The 20,287-nt window shown below is 59.8% G+C and carries 16 protein-coding genes; 9 read left to right on the top strand and 7 right to left on the bottom strand.

The genetic code is table 11. The annotated features are described in order from the left end of the window. The 4 genes from rpsD to bfr form a co-directional block, all read left to right on the top strand. Positions 1-517, top strand: a 517-nt coding sequence (gene rpsD, locus ACIQAL_RS25765; RefSeq protein ID WP_401150415.1) for a 30S ribosomal protein S4, incomplete at its 5' end; no start/stop codon positions are given. A 22-nt stretch (positions 518-539) separates the two neighbouring features. Further along, complete coding sequence (locus tag ACIQAL_RS25770; protein ID WP_401150416.1) at positions 540-1,541, top strand: DNA-directed RNA polymerase subunit alpha; 1,002 nt, start codon at positions 540-542, stop codon at positions 1,539-1,541. Between the two features lie 42 nt (positions 1,542-1,583). After that, entirely contained in the window at positions 1,584-1,970 is a 387-nt protein-coding gene (gene rplQ, locus ACIQAL_RS25775) for a 50S ribosomal protein L17 (protein WP_166598553.1), read from the top strand. Between the two features lie 260 nt (positions 1,971-2,230). Further along, positions 2,231-2,695 carry a bacterioferritin gene (gene bfr / locus ACIQAL_RS25780; RefSeq protein WP_166598552.1) on the top strand — a complete coding sequence of 155 codons (465 nt, stop codon included), beginning with the start codon at positions 2,231-2,233 and terminating at the stop codon, positions 2,693-2,695. Positions 2,696-2,759: 64 nt separating this feature from the next. Here the strand turns inward: bfr and uvrA are convergent, their stop codons facing one another. Next, the gene (uvrA, locus tag ACIQAL_RS25785) at positions 2,760-5,594 is read right to left on the bottom strand and encodes an excinuclease ABC subunit UvrA (RefSeq protein ID WP_166598551.1); all 2,835 of its coding nucleotides are present in this window, start codon (positions 5,592-5,594) and stop codon (positions 2,760-2,762) included. A 188-nt stretch (positions 5,595-5,782) separates the two neighbouring features. Between uvrA and ACIQAL_RS25790 the strand changes: the two genes are divergently transcribed. Then, positions 5,783-7,177: an MFS transporter gene (locus tag ACIQAL_RS25790; protein WP_166598550.1), complete on the top strand. Its 1,395-nt coding sequence runs from the start codon at positions 5,783-5,785 to the stop codon at positions 7,175-7,177. 9 nt (positions 7,178-7,186) lie between these two features. Then, a complete protein-coding gene (locus tag ACIQAL_RS25795; RefSeq protein ID WP_166598549.1) occupies positions 7,187-7,714 on the top strand; it encodes a single-stranded DNA-binding protein in 528 nt (175 codons plus the stop codon). Between the two features lie 92 nt (positions 7,715-7,806). Here the strand turns inward: ACIQAL_RS25795 and ACIQAL_RS25800 are convergent, their stop codons facing one another. After that, positions 7,807-8,283: a nuclear transport factor 2 family protein gene (locus tag ACIQAL_RS25800; protein ID WP_341961655.1), complete on the bottom strand. Its 477-nt coding sequence runs from the start codon at positions 8,281-8,283 to the stop codon at positions 7,807-7,809. A 53-nt stretch (positions 8,284-8,336) separates the two neighbouring features. Continuing rightward, positions 8,337-8,915 carry a TetR/AcrR family transcriptional regulator gene (locus tag ACIQAL_RS25805; protein ID WP_401150418.1) on the bottom strand — a complete coding sequence of 193 codons (579 nt, stop codon included), beginning with the start codon at positions 8,913-8,915 and terminating at the stop codon, positions 8,337-8,339. Between the two features lie 188 nt (positions 8,916-9,103). Between ACIQAL_RS25805 and ACIQAL_RS25810 the strand changes: the two genes are divergently transcribed. Continuing rightward, a complete protein-coding gene (locus ACIQAL_RS25810) occupies positions 9,104-11,260 on the top strand; it encodes a mechanosensitive ion channel family protein (protein WP_401150419.1) in 2,157 nt (718 codons plus the stop codon). A gap of 6 nt (positions 11,261-11,266) precedes the next feature. Here the strand turns inward: ACIQAL_RS25810 and ACIQAL_RS25815 are convergent, their stop codons facing one another. Beyond that, the gene (locus tag ACIQAL_RS25815) at positions 11,267-15,571 is read right to left on the bottom strand and encodes a DEAD/DEAH box helicase (RefSeq protein WP_401150420.1); all 4,305 of its coding nucleotides are present in this window, start codon (positions 15,569-15,571) and stop codon (positions 11,267-11,269) included. A gap of 160 nt (positions 15,572-15,731) precedes the next feature. Between ACIQAL_RS25815 and ACIQAL_RS25820 the strand changes: the two genes are divergently transcribed. Together ACIQAL_RS25820 and ACIQAL_RS25825 are read left to right on the top strand one after the other, a co-directional pair. Next, on the top strand, positions 15,732-16,616 hold the full coding sequence (locus tag ACIQAL_RS25820; protein ID WP_401150422.1) for a sugar nucleotide-binding protein: 885 nt from the start codon (positions 15,732-15,734) through the stop codon (positions 16,614-16,616). After that, on the top strand, positions 16,609-17,538 hold the full coding sequence (locus tag ACIQAL_RS25825; protein WP_401150424.1) for an NAD-dependent epimerase/dehydratase family protein: 930 nt from the start codon (positions 16,609-16,611) through the stop codon (positions 17,536-17,538). The genes ACIQAL_RS25820 and ACIQAL_RS25825 overlap by 8 nt, the downstream gene beginning before the upstream one ends. Before the next feature lie 68 nt (positions 17,539-17,606). Here ACIQAL_RS25825 and ACIQAL_RS25830 read toward each other — a convergent pair whose 3' ends face one another. From ACIQAL_RS25830 to ACIQAL_RS25840, 3 genes are all read right to left on the bottom strand, one after another. Continuing rightward, positions 17,607-18,293: an OmpW family outer membrane protein gene (locus tag ACIQAL_RS25830; RefSeq protein WP_166597423.1), complete on the bottom strand. Its 687-nt coding sequence runs from the start codon at positions 18,291-18,293 to the stop codon at positions 17,607-17,609. 190 nt (positions 18,294-18,483) lie between these two features. Continuing rightward, positions 18,484-19,011 (bottom strand): DUF3299 domain-containing protein, encoded by a 528-nt coding sequence (locus tag ACIQAL_RS25835; protein ID WP_401150426.1) that lies wholly within the window; start codon positions 19,009-19,011, stop codon positions 18,484-18,486. 10 nt (positions 19,012-19,021) lie between these two features. Continuing rightward, on the bottom strand, positions 19,022-20,287 hold the full coding sequence (locus tag ACIQAL_RS25840) for an ABC transporter permease (protein WP_401150428.1): 1,266 nt from the start codon (positions 20,285-20,287) through the stop codon (positions 19,022-19,024).

Below are 20,287 nucleotides of genomic sequence, written 5' to 3' on the forward strand. Positions count from 1 at the left end.
AGCAGCACCTGGTATCCACGGCCAGCGCCGCGGTCGCCAGTCCGACTACGGCACCCAGCTGCGTGAAAAGCAGAAAGTCCGTCGTATCTATGGCGTTCTCGAGCGTCAGTTCAGCGGTTACTACAAAGAAGCTGCCGGCAAGAAAGGCGCTACTGGTGAGAACCTGCTTCAACTGCTCGAATGCCGTCTGGACAACGTCGTATACCGTATGGGTTTCGGTTCCACTCGTGCCGAATCTCGTCAGCTGGTATCGCACAAGTCGGTTAGCGTAAACGGCAAAACCGTTAACGTTCCGTCCTACCAGGTTCGTGCTGGTGACGTGGTAGCTATTCGCGAAAAAGCGAAAAATCAACTGCGTATCGTCCAGGCTCTCGATCTGTGTGCCCAACGTGGCCGCGTAGAATGGGTAGAAGTAGACACTGAGAAAAAATCTGGCGTCTTCAAAAACGTTCCAGCTCGCAGTGATCTGTCCGCCGACATCAACGAAAGCCTGATTGTCGAGCTCTACTCCAAGTAAGGGCTAGAAAATAGGTGCATCCATGCAGATTTCGGTAAATGAGTTCCTGACACCCCGTCACATTGATGTACAGGTTGTCAGTCCAACCCGCGCCAAAATCACCCTCGAGCCTCTCGAGCGTGGTTTCGGCCATACCCTGGGCAACGCGCTGCGCCGCATCCTGTTGTCCTCCATGCCCGGCTGTGCAGTAGTCGAGGCCGAGATTGACGGTGTACTTCATGAGTACAGCGCCATCGAAGGTGTACAGGAAGATGTCATTGAAATCCTGTTGAACCTTAAAGGTCTGGCTATCAAGCTGCACGGTCGAGACGAAGTTACGCTGACCTTGTCGAAGAAGGGTTCGGGGGTGGTTACCGCTGCCGATATTCAGCAGGATCATGATGTCGAGATCGTTAACCCCGATCACGTAATCGCTAACCTGGCGTCTAACGGCGCCCTGAACATGAAGCTCGTTGTAGCTCGTGGTCGCGGTTATGAACCAGCAGACTCGCGTCAGAGCGACGAAGACGAAAGCCGCAGCATTGGTCGCTTGCAGCTCGACTCCTCGTTCAGCCCGGTACGTCGTATCGCATACGTGGTGGAAAACGCCCGTGTCGAACAGCGTACCAACCTGGACAAACTGGTTATCGATCTGGAAACCAACGGTACTCTGGACCCTGAAGAGGCAATCCGTCGCGCTGCAACCATTCTGCAACAGCAGTTGGCTGCGTTCGTCGACCTCAAAGGTGACAGCGAACCTGTTGTAGTCGAACAGGAAGACGAGATCGATCCGATCCTGCTTCGTCCGGTTGACGATTTGGAACTGACCGTACGTTCGGCCAACTGCCTTAAGGCGGAGAACATTTACTACATCGGTGATCTGATCCAGCGCACTGAAGTGGAACTGTTGAAGACTCCGAACCTGGGCAAGAAATCCTTGACCGAAATCAAGGACGTTCTGGCTTCTCGTGGTCTCTCCCTCGGCATGCGCCTCGACAACTGGCCGCCTGCAAGTCTTAAGAAGGACGACAAGGCGACTGCCTGATCGTCGTAATCACCGAACGTTGTGTTTGGTAAGGAATGAACCATGCGTCATCGTAAAAGTGGACGTCACCTGAGCCGTACCAGCTCTCACCGCAAGGCCATGTTTCAAAACATGGCGGTGTCGCTGTTCGAGCACGAGCTGATCAAAACTACCCTGCCGAAAGCCAAGGAACTGCGCCGCGTTGCCGAGCCGCTGATCACTTTGGCCAAGATCGACAGCGTTGCTAACCGCCGTCTGGCTTTCGACCGTACTCGTTCGAAAGAAATCGTCGGTAAGCTGTTCAACGATCTGGGCAAGCGCTATGCGACCCGTGAGGGTGGCTACCTGCGTATCCTGAAGTGCGGTTTCCGCGCTGGCGACAATGCGCCTATGGCGTACGTCGAGCTGGTTGATCGTCCAGTCGGTGGCTCTGTAGAAGCTGCTGAGTAAGACATCAGTCTTCACAAAAAACCGGGCCTAGTGCCCGGTTTTTTGTTGCCTGTCATTTAGTTAAATACAACGCGTTATCAGTTGAGCGCGTGGTAATTGCGCTAATTCTTAGTGATAAAGAGAACTCACCTCATTTACCCGTATTTTCGGCACCAAATGTCACATAATCCGGGATTTTCTTCAGTTTTCTGCTTCTTGAAAGGTGACCTGTCGCCAATGTTGGTCCAAACTATCGACTTTCATGAAGGAGATTCACGGCGATGCAAGGCCACCCGGACGTCATCGATTACCTCAACACGCTGCTGACCGGCGAATTGGCTGCACGCGACCAATATTTCGTCCATTCGCGGATGTATGAGGATTGGGGTTTCACCAAGCTCTACGAGCGTATCAATCATGAAATGGAAGAAGAGGCACAACACGCTGATGCGTTAATGCGCCGTATTTTGATGCTTGAAGGGACGCCGCGCATGCGGCCGGACGATCTGGACGTGGGCACCACCGTACCTGAGATGCTCGCCAGCGATCTTCGTCTTGAATACAAGGTCCGCGCAGCATTGTGCAAAGGCATCGCGCTCTGTGAGCAGCATAAGGACTATGTGAGTCGTGACATCCTGCGTGTTCAACTGGCCGATACAGAAGAAGACCACACCTACTGGCTCGAAAAGCAGATGGGTCTGATCAAGTCCATTGGCCTGGAAAACTATCTGCAATCGCAGTTCTGATTCAGCTTAAAAAAGCCCCTGTCATGGTCGCCATGACAGGGGCTTTTTCGTTTTTACACAGTGATCAGGCGCGATCACGTTCGAGCAAAGGTTTGAGGTAATGCCCGGTGTAAGACTGTTTCATTTCCGCGACTTGCTCTGGCGTACCGGTGGCAATGATTTGCCCGCCTTTGGAGCCGCCTTCCGGCCCCAGGTCGACCAGCCAGTCCGCGGTTTTGATCACGTCCAGGTTATGCTCAATCACGACGACGGTGTTGCCGTGGTCCCGCAGGCGGTGCAAGACGTCCAACAGTTGTTGAATGTCGGCGAAGTGCAAACCTGTAGTGGGCTCGTCAAGGATGTAGAGGGTTTTGCCGGTATCTCGTTTGGACAGCTCGCGCGATAGCTTCACTCGTTGCGCCTCACCACCAGACAGCGTGGTGGCCGATTGTCCGAGCTTGATATACGAGAGCCCGACATCCATCAACGTCTGCAGCTTGCGCGCCAACGCCGGAACAGCATCGAAGAACGTACGCGCTTCCTCGATAGTCATTTCCAGCACTTCGTGGATGCTTTTGCCCTTGTATTTGATCTCAAGGGTCTCGCGGTTATAGCGCTTGCTCTTGCACACGTCGCACGGCACGTAGATGTCTGGCAGAAAGTGCATTTCGACCTTGATCAGCCCGTCGCCCTGACAGGCTTCGCACCGGCCGCCTTTGACGTTGAACGAGAAGCGGCCCGGTCCGTAGCCCCGAGAGCGTGATTCAGGAACGCCGGAGAACAGCTCGCGAATCGGGGTGAACAGGCCCGTGTACGTGGCGGGGTTCGAACGCGGCGTTCGGCCGATTGGGCTCTGATCGATATCTACCACTTTGTCCAGGTGCTGAAGACCGTCGATGCTGTCGTGCGTGGCGGCCTCCAGCGTCGTCGCCCCATTAAGCGCGGTGGCACTGAGGGGGAACAGCGTGTTGTTGATCAGCGTTGATTTGCCTGATCCGGAAACGCCCGTGACGCAGGTCAGTAAGCCGATCGGAATTTCCAGATCGACGTTACGCAGGTTGTTTCCGCGTGCGCCTTTTAGCTTGAGAGACAGCTTCTTGTTACGCGGGGTGCGCTTCGCCGGTACTTCGATCTTGACGCGACCTGACAGGTATTTACCGGTGAGCGAGTCCGGGTGGGACATGACCTCTTCTGGCGTGCCTTCCGCGACGATATTGCCGCCGTGCACGCCAGCTCCTGGTCCAATGTCCACCACATAATCGGCGAGGCGGATGGCATCTTCGTCATGCTCAACCACGATCACGGTATTGCCGATGTCACGAAGGTGACGGAGGGTGTCCAGCAGCCTGTCGTTGTCGCGTTGGTGCAGGCCAATGGAGGGTTCATCAAGGATGTACATCACCCCCACGAGGCCCGCGCCTATCTGGCTGGCAAGGCGAATACGCTGAGCTTCACCGCCCGACAGGGTGTCGGCGCTGCGGTCCAGCGTCAGGTAATCCAGGCCCACGTTCACGAGGAACTGCAACCGCTCGCGGATCTCTTTGAGAATCTTGTCCGCAATCTCGCCACGACGTCCTGTCAGCTTCAGTTCTCCAAAGTATTCCGTGGCGTCACCAATAGGCAGGTTGGTGACGGCCGGGAGCGTTTTTTCGCCCACCCAAACGTGCCGAGCCTCACGACGCAGTCGCGTCCCTCGGCAATCCGGGCAAGGCTGAGTGCTGAGGAATTTCGCCAGTTCTTCGCGCACAGTGGCTGATTCGGTTTCGCGATAGCGCCGCTCAAGGTTAGGCACGATCCCTTCGAAGGGGTGGGCGCGCTTGACGATGTCGCCACGGTCATTCAGGTAGCGGAAGTCGACGTTCTGGCTCCCGCTGCCGTTGAGCAAGACTTTTTGGAGATCGGCTGGCAGTTCCTTGAACGGCACTTCCAAACTGAAGCCGTAATGACTCGCTAAAGATCCGAGCATCTGGAAATAGTAAACGTTGCGTCGGTCCCAACCACGTATCGCGCCTTCGGCCAACGTCAGTTCGCTATTCACCAGTCGTTTGATGTCGAAGAACTGCTTCACACCCAGGCCATCGCAGGTCGGACAGGCGCCCGCCGGGTTGTTGAAGGAGAACAGCTTGGGTTCGAGCTCGCTGATGGCGTGTCCACAGATGGGGCAGGCAAACCGCGCGGAAAAAATCATCTCTTCGCCGGGTTCATCGTCCATCGGTGCGACCAGCGCGATGCCGTCGGCCAGTTTCAGTGCTGTTTCAAACGACTCGGCCAGACGTTGTTGCAGGTCGGCACGGACCTTGAAACGGTCGACGACGACGTCAATGGAGTGCTTCTTCTGTTTGTCGAGTTTTGGGAGCTCATCGAGTTCGCACAGCTTGCCGTTGACCCGAGCACGAACGAAGCCCTGAGCGCGCAGCTCTTCGAATACCGCCAAGTGCTCGCCTTTGCGCTCGCGAACAACCGGGGCGAGCAACATCAGCTTGGCGCCTTCTGGCTCCGCAAGAACGAGATCGACCATCTGACTGACGGTCTGCGCTTCAAGGGGGATGTCGTGATCCGGGCAGCGTGGTGTGCCCACACGGGCATACAACAAGCGCAGGTAGTCGTAGATTTCGGTAATGGTGCCCACGGTTGAACGCGGGTTGTGGGATGTGGACTTCTGCTCAATCGAGATCGCAGGCGACAGGCCTTCGATGGTGTCAACGTCAGGCTTTTCCATCATCGACAGGAACTGGCGCGCGTACGCCGAAAGCGACTCGACGTAGCGGCGTTGCCCTTCAGCGTACAGCGTGTCGAATGCCAGCGACGATTTGCCGGAGCCGGAAAGACCGGTAATGACAATCAGCTTGTCGCGGGGCAGTGTGAGGTCGATGTTTTTCAGGTTGTGGGTTCGTGCCCCACGAATCAGGATCTTGTCCAAGGTGGCCTCGCACGGCGGGCGTAAAAACGTAGGAGTATACGGCCAAATACTGGATGGATGCACACTATTGAGAATCGCGCGGCCGTACTCGCAAAAAAGAAAATTCCCGCGATGCGCGGCAAAGCGTCGTATGTGCTGTACATCGATGGGACTGGTAGAATCGCCGCCGGTTCACATGAGGTTCTTCCATGCACGATTCTCACAGCGAGCGCATGAGTGGCAGCGAAACCCGCGCGGCGGGCGGTCTGGCGCTGGTGTTCGCGTTCCGTATGCTTGGCATGTTCATGGTGCTGCCGGTCCTGGCGACCTACGGTATGGACCTGGCAGGCGCAAGCCCGACGCTCATTGGTCTGGCGATTGGCGCATACGGCCTGACCCAGGCCGTACTGCAGATTCCATTCGGCATCATCTCCGATCGCATCGGTCGTCGCCCGGTGATTTACCTGGGCCTGGTGGTGTTTGCGCTCGGCAGTGTGCTGGCTGCTCAGTCCACGTCGATCTGGGGCGTTATCGCCGGGCGCGTTCTTCAAGGCGCAGGTGCTATCTCAGCCGCAGTCATGGCGCTGTTGTCCGATCTGACCCGTGAACAGCATCGCACGAAGGCGATGGCGATGATCGGGATGACGATTGGCGTGTCGTTTGCCATCGCGATGGTGGTCGGGCCGATCCTGACCAGTGCCTTTGGGCTTTCAGGTTTGTTCCTGGCGACAGGGGCCATGGCATTGATCGGTATCGTGATCGTCGCGTTTGTGGTGCCCAAATCCACCGTGACGCTGCAACACCGCGAATCTGGCCTCGCTCGTCAAGCCTTGGGCGCGACGCTCCGACATCCTGACTTGCTGCGCCTGGATTTGGGTATCTTCGCGTTACACGCGATGCTCATGTCCAGTTTCGTAGCGTTGCCGCTGGCGTTGGTCGAAAAAGCGGGCTTGCCCAAAGAACAGCACTGGTGGGTCTACCTGACCGCGTTGCTGATTTCCTTCTTCGCGATGATCCCGTTCATCATCTACGGCGAGAAGAAGCGTCAGATGAAGCGTATCTTGCTCGGCGCGGTCTCCGTGCTGATGCTCACTGAACTATTCTTCTGGGAGTTCGGCAATACGCTTCGGGCGTTGGTCATCGGGACAGTGGTGTTTTTCACCGCATTTAATCTGCTGGAAGCGTCGCTGCCTTCGCTGATCAGCAAGGTCTCTCCGGCGGGCGGAAAAGGCACTGCGATGGGGATTTACTCCACCAGCCAGTTCCTTGGTTCAGCGGCAGGTGGCATCCTCGGTGGCTGGCTGTTTCAGCACGGCGGGTTGGGTGTGGTCTTCCTGGGAGGCGCGGCGCTGGCCGCCATCTGGCTCGCGTTTGCTGTTACCATGCGCGAGCCTCCGTACGTAACCAGCCTTCGCCTGCCGTTGTCGCCCGAGGCTCAACGCGACACAGGCCTTGCCGACCGCGTGTTGGCCGTACGTGGAGTAACAGATGCAGTAGTGGTAGCCGATGAGGCTGCCATCTATATCAAATTTGACAAAGAACTGTTGGATCGGGCGTCTTTCGACGAAGTGGTCAATCCAGCGTCGGAAACGGTTGAAGCCTAGGAGAACGTTATGGCCCGTGGGGTTAACAAAGTCATATTGGTCGGTACATGCGGCCAGGATCCCGAAGTTCGCTACTTGCCTAACGGTAACGCTGTGACCAACCTGAGTCTGGCGACCAGCGAGCAATGGACCGACAAGCAAACCGGTCAGAAGGTCGAAAAGACCGAATGGCATCGCGTTTCGATGTTCGGCAAGGTCGCAGAGATCGCCGGCGAGTACCTGCGTAAAGGTTCGCAGGTCTACATCGAAGGCAAACTGCAAACCCGCGAGTGGGAAAAAGACGGCATCAAGCGTTACACCACTGAAATCGTCGTGGACATGCAAGGCACCATGCAGCTGCTCGGCGGCCGTCCACAAGGCGACGCTCAACAAGGTCAAGGCGGTGGTGGTTATCAGAATTCCGCACCTCGTCCACAACAATCGCGTCCACAGGCTGCTCCACAACAACAGCCACAGCGCGAATCGCGTCCAGCTCCGCAGCAAGCGCCACAACCGGCTCCTGACTTCGACAGCTTTGATGACGATATTCCGTTCTGATTCGTCCGAATCAAACGCAATAACGCATTAGAACGAAAGCCCCCGTACAGCTCAGCTGTCGGGGGCTTTGTTGTTTCATCGGCGTGGGCGTTTTACAGCCCCAGTTCTGTCAGCCCCGGATGGTCATCCGGACGGCGTCCCAGCGGCCACAAGAACTTGCGCTCGGATTCCTTGATTGGCATGTCGTTGATGCAGGCAAAGCGGCGGTGCATCAGGCCGTCTTCGTTGAACTCCCAATTCTCGTTACCGTAGGAGCGGAACCAGTTGCCGGAGTCGTCGTGCCACTCGTAGGCGTAGCGCACGGCAATGCGGTTATCGGTAAAAGCCCACAGCTCTTTGATCAAGCGGTAATCCAGTTCTTTTTTCCACTTGCGGGTGAGGAAAGCCTTGGCCTCTTCGCGATTGGTCGCGAACTCGGCGCGGTTACGCCATTGGGTGTCGAGGGTGTAGGCCAACGAGACTTTTTCAGGATCGCGGCTGTTCCAGCCATCTTCGGCGAGGCGAATCTTTTGAATCGCCGATTCGCGGGTGAACGGGGGAAGCGGCGGGCGAGTTTGGGCAGTGGACATGGCAGAGCCTCCAGGCAAGTTGGATAGATCAGTGGGTGGAGCGTTCTCGAAGCTCAGGCCTCTTGGGGCATGGCCTGTTTCAGCAACAGCTGCGCAACGTCTTTTGCGCTGTCGGCGGCGCTGTAGTCGCCCATGACGCGGGCCATGGTGATGGCGCCTTCCATCAGTATCAGCAACTGCCGGGCGAGTGCTGACGGTTGCTCAATGTTCAGTTGCTCGGTCAGTTCTAGCGTGTAATCCAGCAATTTCTGTTTGTGCAGCTTGGCGATCAGGCGAATGGGGTCGTTTGGGTCACCGATTTCCCCTGCCGTATTGATGAATGCGCAGCCATAAAACCCTTCCGATTCAAACCAGCCTTTGAGCACGTTGAACATGTTCAGGATACGCGCCTGCGGGGTGTCCGCCTTGTCCGATTCGGTTCTGAACCACTGCATCCAGCGCACATCGCGTGCATTGAGCGCCGCGGCGGCGACCTCGTCTTTGGTCGCGAAATAACGGTAGATGCTTTTACGGGCGACGCCGGAAGTCTTCACCAGAAGATCCATGCCCGTGGCGTGAATCCCGTTCTGATAGATGAGCTGCTCGGCGGTCGCGAGAATTTTGTCGCGTGTGTCAGTGGTCGTCGTATTCATGGGATTTAAGGTAGAACGATCGTTCTCCATCGTCAAGTGCGTTTATGAAAAGGACGTTTTCCGTTGGTCGGGCGAAGCTCAAAGCGAATGAAGGTTGCCGACCGCGCCGAACTTGCGCGGCGAATTTCGATCAGTTTCTGTGGGCCTTGATTTCGCCGTCCCTCATGACCGAAGGAGTGACCTGCGTTTTGTCGAATTTCAAATCTGTCCTGCTGCTGTGTCTGACGCTCTGTCTCGGCAGCCTCAACGCGCACGCAGCCAGTGCGCCTCCCACGAGCACCGCTCAGTCAACCGCGCCAGCCGATGCAGCACCCGCAGCCGAACCCCCTAAACCAGAGATTCTGGTGAAGGGCGGATTACTCGGCGTCATCAGCACCAGTATCGACAGCGTCCAGGACAAGCTGGACCTGGACGGCCATTTGCTCGACTCCTGGCGTTTGCGTGCCGACCGTGCGGCTGATGAGCTGGGGGCGCTGGTCAACAAGCCGTCTTCCCGCTCGCCTTGGGCAATTGCGGGAGACTTCTTGATCCTGTCGGTGGTTTGGATCGGCGCCTTCCTGATCTTGAACCGAATCGGCACGTTCATCGTCAATCGCGTGTCGCGGCATCGGCTGCTGACCCGGCGAGAGCGTGTGCAAGGCGTGCTGAGTTACGTGCTGCCCTTCACGATTCCGGCTCTGATCTGCCTGCCGCTGACGCTGTATGTCAGTCATTTCATGCAACTGTCGATTGGCCGGGCGCTGGCACTGTGTCTGGCGTATTCGACGAGCAGCGGCATTTTCTCTACCTCGGTGCTGATGTCGGTGATCGTGCTCTTCAACTCGGGGCACAAGCGGCCGGCGGTTCGCATCATTCGTCACTACGCGCCGCATCCGCTGTTCATCATCGGGTTCTTCGCGGCCTTGAGTGACGCGCTGACCAGCCCACAGATCTCCCGCCAGATCGGTGGCAACGTTACGACCAGCGTCGCAGCGTTCACTGGGTTGATGGCGTCGATCATGTTTTGCATCGTGGTGATTCGCATGCGTCGGCCGGTGGCGCATCTGATCCGCAACCGTCCATTGAGTGCACGCTTGTCGCGACCGGCGTTGCAGCAAACGTTGAAGATTTTTTCGAGCCTATGGCACCTGCCTATTTTGCTGATGATTCTGGTCTCGGGCGTCAACCTGATCGGCGCGGGCGAGGACAGCCAGGAAGCCCTGCGTTGCGCCTTGCTCACGACCGTTTTGCTGATCGGCACGGTGTTCCTCAGCACGTTGTTCCAACACATGTTCAAGCCTGCGGAGGAGCGCAGCTCAAGGGTTTACAAGGAGCGTTTGCTGAGCCTGTTGCACGCTGTGCTGCGCATTGCGCTGGCGATTGGGTTCATTGAATTGTTGGGCCGGATTTGGGGTTTTTCGCTGTTCGAATTCGCGCAACGGAATGCGCTGGGCAAAGTAATCAGTGATTCCCTCAGCAGCATCGGGCTGATCTTTCTGGTGACCTGGCTGCTGTGGGTGGTGATGGACACTGCGATTCAGGAAGCCCTCAAGCCGCCGACCAGCACGCGTTCGTCCCGTCAGCCGAGTACGCGGGTCAAGACGATTCTGCCGCTGCTGCGCAACGCGATCAAAATCATTCTGGTGGTGATCTGCACGATCACGACCATGGCCAACCTCGGGATCAACGTCGCGCCGCTGCTCGCGGGTGCCGGGGTGGTCGGTCTCGCCATCGGTTTCGGTTCGCAGCAATTGGTGCAGGACGTGATCACCGGTCTGTTCATCATCATCGAAGACACCATTTCCATCGGCGACTGGGTGGTGCTGGATTCCGGCCACGCGGGCACCGTGGAAAGCCTGACGATCCGCACGCTGCGCCTGCGCGACGGCAAGGGGTTCGTGCATTCGGTGCCGTTCGGTCAGATCAAGGCGGTAACCAACCAGTCTCGCCAGTTCGCTTACGCGTTCTTCTCGTTCCAGTTCACCTACGATTCGGATGTGGATTCCGCGACCTCGCTGATTCGCGAAGCCGGGCAGGCAATCACCGATGACTTCCTGCTAGCCAGCAAGCTGCAAGGGCCGTTGGAAGTGTTCGGGCTGGATCGCATGGACATGAACGGGATCGTTATCACGGCGCAGTTCCGCACGTCGTCGGGCGGGCAGTATGCGGTCAGTCGCGCGTTCAACGACAAACTCAAGCGCCTTGTGGATAAGTCCACGGATGTGCGATTCGCGCAAACTTATCCACAACTGGTGATGAGCCCGCACAACGGCCAGTATTCGCAGATGGAGGACGGCGACGAGCAGCAAGCGTTGCCGGGCAAGACGACGATCGTGAACAAGGACGGGTCGGAGAGCCCGGTGTGACCGCGATTATCTGAACAACCGGTCCCGCACCTGCAACATCATCCCGGCGTCCAGTTCGCCCCAATACTGCGGCTTGCCCGCCACGACCGCCGCGATGGGAACCCCGTCGCGGTAGACCAGCCGGTTGCCGACCACTGCCGCGACTTTCGGCCCTGGCAACAGCGTGCCCGCCAGGTTCAGCGGATCGACGCCGCTGACTCCGATCAAACTGCCATCCAACGGGCGTTTGCGGACCTCCCGCAGCAGGGGAATCGCTTCGGGCAGCGCGAATTGCTCGCCCGCCAATCCGGCGATGAAGCGGCCGCCTCGAATATCCCCTCGCGCCTCCAGCCGATGAAACGTGCGCAGTAACTCCCGCCAGCTTGGCAGCCAATCGGCTTCACGCTCCAACAGGCGCCAGAACACCACGCCATAGCGGCGCAGCAGGGTCATGGCGATGTGTTCGAGGGTTTCGCTGTCCAACCGTTGCGAAGCGTTGGCGGGTGCCCGACGCAGCAAGGCCCATCGCCCGGCATCGTCCATTCCGCCGATGAACGCCCCGCGATGGCGTCGACTGGTGTGCGCTGCGCGCTTGCTGGCGGGGGTGATCAGGGCGCGCAGCCCGGCGAAGCTGTCGGCGTTGACCAACCCTGCACCGACCAACTCCTGGAGCGCGTTTTCCAGTTCGGTGCGCAGCAGATGGGCTTCGGTCGTGAGTTCATCGAAAAACATCGCGCCTTGGGTCGACAGCACTTCGTGAACCCGTTGCGCCCGCAGCGACAATTCGGTGGGCGCAGGTTGTTCGGTCAGACCGCTCCACAGCCGAACCTGTGGGCGCGGCAGCAGCACAATCGGCGTGCTGCGCAACGCAGCGGCGCCGACCTTATTGCGACTTGTCAGACGCATCCACACCACCTTGCCGGACCGGCACAAGTCATCCAGCCAGTTCTGGGAATAATCCTTCAGGCGCGCGGGAAGAATATCGCTGTCCCAAGCGCCAGCCGCCGCTGAAAAACCTTCGAGCTGATCGACTACTTCCGGCAGCGCGGCCTTGCCCTGACTCTGAGTTGAGAGAGACAAATGCTGCCAGTCGAACAGAAAACGCATGAAATCCTGCAGCGACACCGGTTCGATTTCCCGGCGCAGGCGCTTGACCGTGTAGCGATGAATGCGCGACAGCAAGTGCCGTTCGCACCATTGTTCGTCGCGGGCGCCGGGGCTGAAGCGACCGCGAAGGACATACCCTTCGTTTTCCAGTTGCGCCAGCGCCTGGGCGACCTCAGCCTCGGGCAGCGCGAGCGGTTCAGCGATGGCGGATAAGGTCATCGGGCCGAACCCACTGAGCCGTGCGCGAATGACCTCGACTTTCGCGTCGTCCTCATTCCACGGCTCATCGAACCCCGTCAGAGCTGCCAATGGGGGGTGCATCTCTGCGGTGGGGTAAACCGTTTGCAGGCAGGTGAGGCGTTCCAACGCAATCCACAACGCTTGCTCTGGCGTGACCTGCAAACGGGTGGCGCGACCCGAGCGAGCAAGGCTTTCCAGCCATTTCATCCAGTCTTTCTGATCCCGGGCTTCCGGGCCGCTGACACAGCCCAAGGTCATCAACGCTTCGTGCATTTCGTCGATGTTTTGCGGCTGCGGCCAGGCTTCTTCGGCCACCGCGGCGATGGCATCGGCGTCGAGCGCTCCCAGGTCATCGGCGGACTCCGGGTCGCTCCAGCGTCGATTCAGCACGGCTTGGGTGCGACGCTCTTCAAGGGGGGCGTCGTCCAAAAACGTGTAGGGCTTGGCGTTGAGAATCTCCGCCGCCAGCGGAGAGGGCGCAGGCAGGTCGCGGGCAACCAGGCGCACGTCGCCTGTTTCCATACGTCGCAGCAAATTCAGCCAGCCTTCGGCGTCCATGGCTTCGTGCAGGCAGTCGTCCAGCGTTTGCTCGACCAATGGGTGTTCCGGGACGTCCCGCTCGCCGACGAGGTTTTCCAGGCAGGCAATCTGATCCGGAAACACCGTGGCGATGAGGTCTTCGCTCTTCATGCGTTGCAGTTGCGGCGCGACTTTTCGACCGCCCGCGTAACGAGGCAACGCCAGTGCCACTCCCGCATTCCAGCGCCAACGCACGCCGAACAACGGGGCATCGAGCACGGCCTGTACCAGGATGTGCTCGGCGCTGCTGGAATGCAGGTAGCGCCAGACTTCGTCGAGCGCAAAGCTATGGCTGGTCGAGAGCGACAGCACGATAGCGTCTTCGCTGGCGGCGGCCAGCAATTCGAAGTTGAAGGTGCGGCAGAAACGCTTGCGCAGGGCCAGCCCCCACGCGCGGTTAAGGCGGCTGCCGAATGGGGTGTGAATCACCAACTGAGTGCCGCCGGATTCGTCGAAGAAACGTTCCATTACCAGCGTGTCTTGCGACGGCAATGCGCCCAACGCCGCGTGCGCTCGCGCCAGGTACTCGACCAGTTGTTCGGCACTGTCCGCGCCGAGGCCCAAGGTGTTCATCAGCCAGTCGATGCATGGCCTGAGCTGGCCGGGGTGTTCGCTGAGCCGTTGATCGATGTCAGCCTGCAAGCGGGCGACGGCAAACGACAGCTCATCGCTGCGTCCCGGCGCTTCGCCCAGCCAGAACGGGATGTTCGGCGGCACCCCTTGCGCGTCCTCGACCCGCACGCGGCCGGACTCGATGCGCAGAATGCGATACGACGTGTTGCCCAGCTGGAAAATATCGCCCGCGATGCTCTCGACCGCGAAGTCCTCGTTGACCGTGCCGATGTTCAGCGCCTGGGGTTCGAGGATCACGCTGTAGTCGGCGTTGTCCGGGATCGTCCCGCCGCTGGTGACGGCCGTGAGCTTGCTGCCCCGTCGTCCGCGCAGGGTGTGGGTCACCGCATCGCGATGCAGATACGCGGCCCGCACGCCCTGACGCCCGCTGTAGCCTTCGGCGAGCATGCTCAGCAGGGCTTGATAGTGCCGCTCATCAACGTCGGCGTAGGGTGATGCCTTGCGAAACATCGCGAGCAGCGCCTGTTCTTCCCATTCCTGGCAACTGACCTCAGCGATGATCTGCTGCGCCAGCACGTCCAGCGGCGCGCGGGGAATCTGCAGCGTGTCGAGTTCGCCGCGACGTACGCAATCCAGCAACGCGGTGCATTCGATCAGGTCGTCGCGGGAAATGGCGAACAGTCGGCCTTTCGGCGTACCGCCCACATGGTGGCCAGAGCGCCCAACCCGTTGCAGAAAGGCTGCAATAGAGCGGGGCGAGCTGATCTGACACACAAGGTCGACGTCGCCGATGTCGATGCCCAACTCCAGCGAGGCCGTGGCGATCAGCACTTGCAAATCGCCGCGCTTGAGCCGTTGTTCAGCGTCCAGGCGCTGCTCTTTGGCGAGGCTGCCGTGGTGCGCGGCCACTGCCTCTTTGCCGAGGCGCTCGCTCAAATGGCGAGCCATGCGTTCGGCCAGCCGCCGCGTGTTGACGAATATCAGCGTGGTGCGGTGTTCACGAGCGAGTTCGGCGAGACGGTCATAAACCAACTGCCAGACATCGTTGGCCATGACGGCGGTCAGCGGCACCGGCGGCACTTCAATTGCCAGGTCACGGGGGCGGGCGTGGCCGATATCGACGATGGCACACGGCCGACTGACCGGGTCGCTGCCTACCAGAAAACGCGACACGCGCTCGATGGGCTTTTGCGTGGCAGACAGCCCGATGCGCAGCAATGGTTTTTCGCACAGCGCCTGCAAGCGCTCCAGGCTTAACGCCAGATGGCTACCGCGTTTGCTGGCGGCGATGGCGTGGATTTCGTCCACGATCACCGTTTGCGTGTTCGACAGCATGCGACGGCCCGAATCGGAACCCAGCAACACGTACAGCGATTCCGGTGTGGTCACCAGAATGTGCGGCGCGGTCTTGCGCATCGCGTTGCGTTCTTTCTGCGGCGTGTCCCCGGTGCGTACGGCTGTGCTGATGCGCAACTCCGGCAGCCCTTGCTGTTTCAGTTGTTCGGTGATGCCCGACAGCGGGTTTTGCAGGTTGATCTGAATGTCGTTGGACAGGGCTTTCAGCGGGGAAACGTAGACCACGAAGGTCTGATCCGGCAGTTGGCCGCCCATCTCCAAGCCCTGATGCACCAGATCGTCGATCACGGCGAGAAACGCAGTCAGCGTCTTGCCCGACCCCGTGGGCGCGGCGATCAGGGTCGATTGGCGCCGCTTGATCAGCGGCCACGCCTGCGCCTGCGCCGCGGTCACGGCGGGAAATGTCTGGCTGAACCACGCGCTGACCGCCGGGTGAAAGGCGTCGAGCACCGGGTCGAGGGTCTGGGGAAGATTCATGCATGAATTTATGCGGGCGCAGGCGAGCAGATGCAAGGGCCGGCGATCGGTGAGGTTGGCGGAGCACGGGTTGGGACTTACCCGCCCAACGTGTTATGTTTGCGACCGTTTTTTCACCTATCTTCATAACTTGAATTCCAAGACCGAGCCTGCTGACTCTATGCGAATGCGCCTTATGCTGTTGGGCGGCGGGAATGCCCTTGGGCAGGCGTTGATTCGTCTGGGTGCCGAGGAGGACATTGGCTTCCTCGCACCGCGTCCACCGCAAGACGGTTGGGACGCGGCAAGCCTGACGCAACTGCTCGATGACACCCGCCCGGATGCCTTGATCAATCTTGCCTATTACTTCGACTGGTTTCAGGCGGAGAGCGTGAGTGCGGAGAGGCTGGACACCCAGGAACGCTCCGTCGAGCGCCTCGCCGAACTGTGCCAGCACCACAACATCGTGCTGGTTCAACCTTCCAGCTACCGGGTGTTCGATGGCTCGCGCGCAACCGCCTACAGCGAAAAAGACGAACCCGTGCCGTTGGGCTCTCGTGGCCAGGCGCTGTGGCGGATTGAACAGAGCGTGCGCGCGACCTGCCCACAACATGTGCTGGTGCGTTTCGGCTGGTTGCTCGATGACAGCGCCGAGGGCGTGCTCGGGCGGTTTTTGAGCCGTGCTGAAACCTCTGATGAATTGCTGCTTGCCGATGATCGCCGTGGCAATCCGACGCCGGTCGATGACGCGGCGCGGGTGATCATTTCAGTGCTGAAACAGCTGGATTGCGCGGCACCGCTGTGGGGCACCTATCACTACGCCGGTCACGAGGCGACCACGCCGCTGGCGTTGGGGCAGGCGATTCTCACCGAAGCCCGGTTGATGAAGCCGCTGGCCATCGAAGCACCGACCGCCCAGGCCCACGCCGCCAGCCCGGATGCCGCCGAAGAGCCGCAGAATGCAGTGCTGGCGTGCAAGAAAATCCTTCACACCTTTGGTATCAAGCCCCGCGCATGGCGTGCCGGTTTGCCCAGCTTATTGGACCGCTACTACCGTCATGTCTGATGCTCCTGTCCTCATCACCGGCGGCGCCGGTTTCATCGGTTCGCACCTGGTCGATGCCCTGCTCGCCAAGGGTTACGCCGTGCGCGTGCTTGACGATTTGTCAGCCGGTAAACGCAGCAACCTGCCGCTGGACAACCCACGGGTCGAACTGATCGAGGGCGATGTCGCCGATGCCGCCCTGGTGGCGCGCGCGGCGATGGGTTGCCAAGCGGTTGCGCATCTGGCGGCCGTGGCGTCGGTGCAGGCGTCGGTTGATGATCCGGTCCGGACGCATCAGAGCAATTTCATCGGCACGTTGAACGTCTGCGAGGCCATGCGCCAGGCGGGCATCAAGCGTGTGGTGTTCGCGTCCAGCGCGGCGGTGTATGGCAACAACGGCGAAGGCGAGGCGATTACCGAAGACACGGCGAAAGCCCCACTGACCCCTTACGCGTCCGACAAACTGGCCAGCGAGTATTACTTCGATTTCTATCGTCGCCAGCACGGTCTGGAGCCAGTGGTGTTTCGCTTCTTCAACATCTTCGGGCCACGTCAGGACCCGTCGTCGCCGTATTCGGGTGTGATCAGCATCTTCGCCGAGCGCGCCGTGAAGGGCCTGCCGATTTCAGTGTTTGGCGATGGCGAGCAGACCCGGGATTTTTTCTACGTCGAAGACTTGGTCGATCTCGTGGTGCAAGGGTTCGAATTGCCGGTGGTGGGCGAGGGCGCGGTCAACGTGGGCCTGAACGCCACGACGTCGCTGAACGAACTGCTGGCGGCTTTCGGCGAAGTGGTAGGCAGTTTGCCGCCCGTGACCTATTTGCCTGCGCGCTCGGGGGACATCAAGCATTCCCGCGCTGACAATCAGCGTTTGCTCGAACGCTTCAAAGTACCTGAGCCGACGCCGTTGAATGTCGGGTTGGCGCGGTTGTTGGGGCGCTGAATCGCAGACAGCAAAAAGGCACCGATGAGGTGCCTTTTTTGTGCGCGCTGCTTCAGGTCAGTGGGGCGTCAGAATTTGTAACCCACACCCACCATGTACACCCACGGGTCGATGTCCACGTCCACTTTGGTTTTGCCGACGCTCAGGGCCGATGGCCCGTCGACACTGGCTTTGGTGTCGATGTCGATGTACCAGACCGAAGCGTTTAGCATGATCTTGTCGGTCAGCATGTAGTCCATGCCGATCTGACCCGCCAGCCCGACCGAGTCCTTGAGTTTCAGGTTGCTGAAGCCCTGGTCCTTGCGATCACCGGCCAGGTCAGTGTCGAAGAACTTGGTGTAGTTCAGACCGACGCCGACGTAGGGCTGGAATTTCGACGACGCTTCCATCGGGTAGTACTGCAGCGACAGGGTAGGCGGCAGTTGTTTCACGTCTGCCAGCTTGCCGTCGAGGCCAGGGCCGAGGCCTTTGACGCCGATGGTGTGGCTGAACGGTGTCGCGGCCAGCAGTTCCAGACCGACATGATCGGTGAGCATGTAGGCGAAGGTCAGGCCCAGTTGGGTCGAGTTGTCAGCGGTTGCCTTGGTGCCCGCGACCTTCGCGCCGTCGAGCTTCAGGTTGCCGCTGTCTTCGTTGGGCACCACCCGCGCCGCGCCTGCGCGCACGATGAAATCGCCCGCCTCATGGGCGTCGGCGACGACCGGGGTACACAGGGCGAGCGCAAGGACGGATGCGCCGAGCAGGGACTTGTTCATGGGGGCTCCAGAAGGGCATTGAAAAGGGATGCCCCCATGTTAGGAACAGTACAGATTCGGGTTTTTGATGCAGCTCAATGAAAACGGCAGTTACGAGTCTTGAGCGGCAAGTGGCGAGCTTGAAGCGGATCGGCGGTGTTGCGGCTGATGGTGATCGGCTTGCCGCTTGCAGCTCATAGCTTGCCGCTCGTCACTTGTCGCTGCTTTCAAGCTCGTAGATCAGGATCTTGTCCGCTTCCATCTGGTAACCGGCATCGGCCAGTTCGCTGGTGGTGGATTTGACCTGCATCGGGCCTTCGATCCAATACGGCTGGTAGAGCTCGTCGACCTTCACGCCCAGTTCGCTGGTGACGTGGACGATCTGGTTCGGCGGCGGAGGCGGGACGTGGATGCAGGCGCCGAAGTACGGCACCAGCAGAAACTCCGTCACGCGGCCTTCTTCACTCACTTCCAGCGGCACGATGTACCCCGGCAAGCGCACCATTTGCCCGTCGAGGGATTTCACCACCGGGGCGTGGGGCGCCAGTTGGTGGGCGGCGGGGGCGGATTCCATCGCCAGGGTATCGGCCATCTTCGACAGGTCGTGGATCGGCGCCGTGACCAGCTTCACCGGTGGCGCATCGGCCGGGATCATTTCCTGCCACGTCAAAACCCGCAGGTCTTGCGCCCACGACGACGTGGCGACCAGCAACGACAACACCACCCACAACCTGCGCATCACAACGTCCTCATAAGCGAATCGACAGACCGTCCGCCAGCGATTGGCGATAGGCGCGCCAGGCCGGCACGACGCCCATCAGCAGCGCAGCGCCGAGAATGCCGCCCAGCAGCGTCCATTCATACGCAGTCGGCAGCGACAGTGGCAAGTACAGACCGTAATTGGCCTGCACGTAACCCTGAGCCGACGCGATGCCGATGTACAGCAGCGCCAGACCGCTGACCGCCCCGGCGAAGGCCAGCGCAAAGGCTTCGAGGATCAACAGGCTCGCGACATGCCAGGGACGTGCGCCCACCGAACGCAGGATCGCCATCTCCCGACGGCGCTCGTTGAGGCTGGTGAGAATCGCGGTCAGCATGCCGATCAGACCGGTCAACACCACGAACAGCGAGATCACGAACAACGCTTTCTCAGCGGTGCCCATCAGGCTCCATAGCTCCTGCAACGCCACACCCGGCAAGATCGCCAGCATCGGTTCGCCACGAAAATCATTGATCTCCCGTTGCAGCGCGAAGGTGGAAATCTTGCTGTTCAGCCCGAGCATGAACGCGGTGATGGCCGTGGGCGTGAGGTCCATGTTGCGCGCCTGATCCGCGCTGATGCGGCCTGCGCCTTGAGCGGGCACGCCGTTGTGCCAGTCGATGTGGATCGCTTCCATGCCGCCAAGGCTGATGTGCAGCGTGCGGTCCACGGGTGTGCCGGTGCGCTTGAGAATACCGACCACGGTGAACGGCTTGTCATCATGTTTGACGAGGCTTACCACCGCCACGCCATGGGCCAGCACCAGCTTGTCGCCGAGCTTGTAATGCAGCGCATTGGCGACTTCGGCCCCCAGCACCACTTCGAACGGGTCGGTGGCGAACGGTCGGCCATCGGCCATTTCCAAGTGCTGCTGGCGCCCGTACTGATAATGCTCGAAATACGATTCGTTGGTGCCCATCACCCGATAGCCGCGATGGCTGTCGCCGAGGGAAATCGGGATCGCCCACTTCACCTGCTTGCTATTGGCGAAGTGCTGGAAGCTGTCCCAGCGAATGTTGTTGGTGGCGTCGCCGATGCGGAACACCGAGTACAGCAGCAGGTTCACCGAGCCGGAACGTGCGCCGACGATCAGGTCTGTGCCGCTGATGGTGCTGGCGAAGCTGGCGCGGGCTTCGGTGCGCACCCGTTCAACCGCCAGCAACAGGCAGACCGACAGGGCGATGGCGAAGGCCGTGAGAAAAGCGGTGAAGCGGCGGTTGGCGAGACTGGCCAGCGCCAGGCGAAGAAGATACAT

Source organism: Pseudomonas sp. NPDC088368 (assembly GCF_044753445.1).
GTDB classification, from domain to species: domain Bacteria; phylum Pseudomonadota; class Gammaproteobacteria; order Pseudomonadales; family Pseudomonadaceae; genus Aquipseudomonas; species Aquipseudomonas bambusae.

Bases quoted from the DNA above. Each gene is read 5' to 3' on its own strand.
- bfr (WP_166598552.1), top strand. From the start codon at position 2,231: ATGCAAGGCCACCCGGACGTCATCGATTACCTCAACACGCTGCTGACC.
- ACIQAL_RS25840 (WP_401150428.1), bottom strand. From the start codon at position 20,287: ATGTATCTTCTTCGCCTGGCGCTGGCCAGTCTCGCCAACCGCCGCTTC.
- ACIQAL_RS25805 (WP_401150418.1), bottom strand. From the start codon at position 8,915: ATGAATACGACGACCACTGACACACGCGACAAAATTCTCGCGACCGCC.
- ACIQAL_RS25800 (WP_341961655.1), bottom strand. From the start codon at position 8,283: ATGTCCACTGCCCAAACTCGCCCGCCGCTTCCCCCGTTCACCCGCGAA.
- ACIQAL_RS25820 (WP_401150422.1), top strand. From the start codon at position 15,732: ATGCGAATGCGCCTTATGCTGTTGGGCGGCGGGAATGCCCTTGGGCAG.
- rplQ (WP_166598553.1), top strand. From the start codon at position 1,584: ATGCGTCATCGTAAAAGTGGACGTCACCTGAGCCGTACCAGCTCTCAC.
- ACIQAL_RS25830 (WP_166597423.1), bottom strand. From the start codon at position 18,293: ATGAACAAGTCCCTGCTCGGCGCATCCGTCCTTGCGCTCGCCCTGTGT.
- ACIQAL_RS25790 (WP_166598550.1), top strand. From the start codon at position 5,783: ATGCACGATTCTCACAGCGAGCGCATGAGTGGCAGCGAAACCCGCGCG.
- ACIQAL_RS25795 (WP_166598549.1), top strand. From the start codon at position 7,187: ATGGCCCGTGGGGTTAACAAAGTCATATTGGTCGGTACATGCGGCCAG.
- ACIQAL_RS25770 (WP_401150416.1), top strand. From the start codon at position 540: ATGCAGATTTCGGTAAATGAGTTCCTGACACCCCGTCACATTGATGTA.
- ACIQAL_RS25835 (WP_401150426.1), bottom strand. From the start codon at position 19,011: ATGCGCAGGTTGTGGGTGGTGTTGTCGTTGCTGGTCGCCACGTCGTCG.
- ACIQAL_RS25825 (WP_401150424.1), top strand. From the start codon at position 16,609: ATGTCTGATGCTCCTGTCCTCATCACCGGCGGCGCCGGTTTCATCGGT.
- ACIQAL_RS25815 (WP_401150420.1), bottom strand. From the start codon at position 15,571: ATGAATCTTCCCCAGACCCTCGACCCGGTGCTCGACGCCTTTCACCCG.